This window comes from Bacteroidota bacterium, assembly GCA_030706565.1.
Taxonomy (GTDB): Bacteria; Bacteroidota; Bacteroidia; order Bacteroidales; family JAUZOH01; genus JAUZOH01.
The window spans coordinates 1-4611 of record JAUZOH010000306.1; the positions used below are offsets into that span (position 1 = coordinate 1).

Here is a 4611-nt window from a genome sequence, read left to right on the forward strand (position 1 = left end):
TGGAATATGGCATCTTGGGAATGATGCAGCCAAGGATGGATTACAGTACAAGTTTTTGTAATTACGATTGTACCTTGTGCAGCGAAGTTTGCCCAACTGGAGCTATTCAACAGCTTACAAAGGAAGTAAAACAACAAACCCAGATCGGGGTGGCACATTTTACCGTTACCAATTGTATCGTTTTCCGCGATAACACTTCCTGCGGGGCCTGTTCCGAACATTGTCCAACCAAAGCTGTCAATATGGTCCCATATAAGGGTGAACTTACCATTCCTGAAGTGAATCCTAAAATTTGCATAGGTTGTGGCGGTTGTGAATACGCCTGCCCGGCACGGCCTGAGAAAGCCATACGGGTCATTGGACATGAACTTCACCAAAAAGCCTTAAAACCCAGGGAAGAGAAATTAAAACCTGTCGATACCAGTCAGGATTTCCCCTTTTAAATGAACAAAGCCTTATAAATTTCAATATTTATAAGGCTTTTTTTTGCCTATTAAGATTGAAATGATATTTAAGACTGTTTTTAATAAACTGTTATGCTTAAATGGAATGAATTTAAGCATAATAATTTATTGATTTATTTACGTTTTATCAGTCAATTTTTAGTTGCTCAATGTATAATGAGGCATATTTATTCGTAGCTTAGTCCAAATAATAAATTATTTGAATATTAACAGTGCAATATAGAAACTTCTGGAGATATAGTGAAGAAGGTAAAAACGCAATTAGAAGTTTTTAACACTTGAAAAATCTTTAATTTATGAAAAAGATTTATATCCTTGGAACATTAATTGCGATCTTGATGATGTTTTCCTGCCGTAATGCCGATAAAACGGAGCGAAGCAGGATTCATCTCCTAACCCGGTCTGGGAAAATTAACATAGAATGGAAAGGAGAAGTAAGGTTGTCCGGCGGTTTACCTGCATTTGAAAACAACGATACCCTTTTTTCCATGACAAAAACTACTGCTAAAAAGCATGAGGTGATCCTGACCTTTAAGGGAAAGGGGGTTTCTTCATACATAGTCGGGCGTTTCCAAAATCATAGGAATATCATTGTCCTTTGGGCTAATCCTAATGCGATCAGAGAAAATAAATTAATGGGATTATTCTTCCGCAATTTCCCGGATTTCAAACAGGGAATTGCTTATTACAGGCAAAATTTAATGGAAACCACAGCACGCCCGTTGAAAATAATTTATCCCGGAAATATTCCCGACAAGATGATCCCTTTTTCATTATGGCAATATAAAGATGGGGTGTATGGTGCTGCAGTATCTTTCCGTGGTGGCAATTATTCTACTTTTCTAGGCAATCGTAATCATTCTTTCGGATGTAAAATTTTAAGTGTTGACGGCCTTAAAAACCAAGGGCTTGTTCCAATCATGGCCATTGGTTTCAGCACTGAACCCTACTCCTTATTAAGTGATATTACAAACGATGCAGTTGCTGAAGGTGCAACTGCCTTATCTTCTTTGTTTTACAGGCCTTCTGTTGCAGATTATCATTCCTTATGGATCTCCGAATTGGTCGATCCTGCCCTGGAAAGAATGAGAACCCATAAATCCGCACAGATGTCAATGATAATCGCCAGAGTGGTTTATGGTGGTGAAATATTTCCATTCCGTTTTTCTAAACAGATATTTAAAAATGGCTTAACCCCATTGACCTATAATGACGGCTCATTGATAAATACCGATACTCCAGCTTTGCCTACAGAGGATTGCCTTTTTCAGGTTAATGAAGCAAAGCCATTTAAAGCATTTAGCATGTCGGGTAAAAACGGATTGCTGGCTGCCTGGAATGTCTCCGGGGCTGACAGTGTTTCGGGTTATTTTAAACCTTCAGAAATTCGCGGAATAGAAGGGACAAGGTTCGCTGTTTATGAATATTTCTCCCGCAAGGCATATATTATAACAGATGATAAACCAGTACCTGTAAATCTTGGCCGTTCGGGTTGCGCCTTGTACAGCATAGTCCGGATGAAAACCAAAGCGGCTCCTATCGGACTTATTGATAAATACAACTCCCCCAAAACAATTTTAAATAGTGATATTACAAAAAATCTGATGAATATTATTGTCAAGGAGGGCGGTACATTTGGTGCAGTGTTATACCGTAGGCCAGCCAAGGTGCTGATTAATGATGTGGTTACCTCCAGATATTTCTATAAAAATCATTTGTGTCAAATTTATATTCCTAAAGAAGCAGTGAGTCCTGTAAAAGTGAGTATTGTTTATTGAGTGCTTGTTGGGATTTTGATGGGATAAATTTCGAATAATTGAATTATGCCAGTAAAGAAGAATGTGTTTGAAAGCGAAAAGTTCGAGTTTAGCGATACTTCCTTTAACTTATTGATGCAAAAGCGTATTCACAGGGTACTGCTTGTCTGTAGTAACTATGATGCTTTTATTCTCGAAGAAGACGGACGCATTGACGAACAGGTTTTCAATGAATATGTGTCGCTTAATTTGCGTTATCCTCCCGTATTTATACAGGCCCGGTCGGCTCAACAGGCTTTTGATATACTTGAAAATGACCAGATCGACCTGATCATCGAGATGCTGAACATAGGAGATATTGATACTTTCGAGCTGGCAAAGAAAATAAAAAGTAATTACAGCAAGATTCCCATTGTTGTCCTGACATATTTCTCACGGGAAGTTTTATTTAAACTCAGCCATGAAAATCTAAGTGCCATAGATTATGTTTTTTGCTGGCTTGGCAATCCTAATTTGTTGCTGGCAATTATCAAGCTGATTGAGGATAAGATGAATGCCAAACATGATGTAGAAGAAATTGGTGTTCAGACCTTATTGCTGATTGAGGATTCCATCCGCTATATTTCGGTTTACCTGCCCGATCTTTATAAAATAGTCCTTCAGCAATCCCGTGAATTTATTAAGGAAGCACTTAATGAGCATCAGCAAATGCTTAGAATGAGAGGAAGGCCCAAGATTCTCCTGGCTACAAATTATGAAGAGGCTGTTGCCCTTTATAATACCTATAAAACCAATCTGCTGGGTATCATTTCCGATGTGAGTTTCATGAGGGGAGACAAAAAAGACACAACAGCAGGAATGGCCTTTTGTAAGATGGTCAGGGAAGAGGATAAGCAGATGCCCTTTCTTTTGCAGTCGGCCAATCCTGAATGTGAACAATATGCCAATGACCTGAATGTGGGTTTTATCAATAAATACTCCAAAACTTTATCTATTGAGCTGAAGAATTATATCCTCCATCACTTCGGTTTCGGCGATTTGATATTCCGCGATCCTATTACTCATCAGGAAATCGGTAGGGCTAAGGATTTACCTTCCTTGCAGCAGCTTATTCTTACCATTCCCGACCGGACTCTTTTGTACCACACCAGCAGAAATCATATTTCAAAATGGCTTAATGCGCGTGCCCTTTTCCCAATTGCCAGAATGTTTAAATATCTTCAGGCTGAAGATTTTGAAAATCTTGATGAATTAAGGCTCTTTGTTGATAAGACTATCAGCAGGTACCGGTTGAGCAAAGGAAGGGGGGTTATTGCCAAATTTGACCGTTCAAACTTCAATGAATACCTTATTTTTTCAAGGATTGGTGAGGGGTCTATAGGAGGAAAAGCCAGAGGGCTTGCATTTATTAATAATATTATTAAAAAATATAAACTTTATAACAAATATGAAGATGTACTGATTACCATACCACAGACTATTGTTTTGAGCACTGATGCTTTCGATGAATTCATGGAATCAAACAATCTCTATCCTGTGGCTATGTCGAATATCAGTGATGAAGAGATATTACATCATTTTATTCATGCTAAACTATCCCAATCTATTCAGCAGGATTTATATGCCTATATTTCGGTAGTTGAAAATCCTATTGCCGTGCGTTCTTCCAGCAAACTTGAAGATTCACATTATCAGCCTTTTGCTGGCATTTACTCCACCTATATGGTTCCCAATATCAGGGCCGATAAAGCCCTGACTATAAAATTATTATGCAATGCTATTAAAAGCGTCTATGCATCAGTGTTTTATAAATCCAGTAAGGCTTATATTACAGCCACTTCCAATGCTATAGACGAGGAGAAAATGGGTATTGTTTTGCAGGAAGTATGTGGAACCCGCTATGGGAATCACTTTTATCCCACGATTTCGGGCGTTGCACGTTCTATCAATTTCTATCCTATTGGCGTAGAAAAGCTTGAAGAAGGAACGGTAAGCATTGCCTTCGGTTTAGGCAGGTTTATTGTTGAAGGGGGGAATTCTTTGCGTTTTTCCCCAAGGTATCCGCAAAAGGTTTTGCAACTGTCAACTCCTGAAATGGTCCTCAAACAAACCCAGAAACAGTTTTATGCCCTTGATTTATCTCCTGAAAAGTTTATCCCTTCTACGGATGATGGCATTAACCTCATGAAACTAAGTATAAATGAAGCTTTGAATGATAAGTCGTTTAAAATGGTTACTTCCACGTACGACTTTCAGAATAATATGATACGTGAAAGCAGCGATGCTATTGGTAAAAAAGTGGTTACTTTTTCAAAGATATTGAATCATGAGACCTTTCCCTTGGCAAAGATTATCAGCGAATTGATGGAAATTGGGCAAAAAGAAATGAA

3 protein-coding genes are annotated in these 4611 nt (G+C 38.4%); all 3 read left to right on the forward strand.

The window, feature by feature from the left end; genetic code table 11:
• A partial coding sequence (locus Q8907_13045) for a 4Fe-4S dicluster domain-containing protein (GenBank protein ID MDP4275197.1) occupies positions 1 to 443 on the forward strand: 443 nt, incomplete at its 5' end.
• A 317-nt stretch (positions 444 to 760) separates the two neighbouring features.
• Positions 761 to 2242, forward strand: coding sequence for a Sip1-related alpha-galactosidase (locus Q8907_13050; GenBank protein ID MDP4275198.1), 1482 nt, complete (start codon positions 761 to 763; stop codon positions 2240 to 2242).
• A gap of 45 nt (positions 2243 to 2287) precedes the next feature.
• On the forward strand, positions 2288 to 4611 hold a 2324-nt coding region (locus Q8907_13055), incomplete at its 3' end, for a PEP/pyruvate-binding domain-containing protein (protein MDP4275199.1).

Excerpts from the sequence above, each read along its gene's own strand:
- Q8907_13050 (MDP4275198.1), top strand. The coding sequence starts at position 761 with ATGAAAAAGATTTATATCCTTGGAACATTAATTGCGATCTTGATGATG.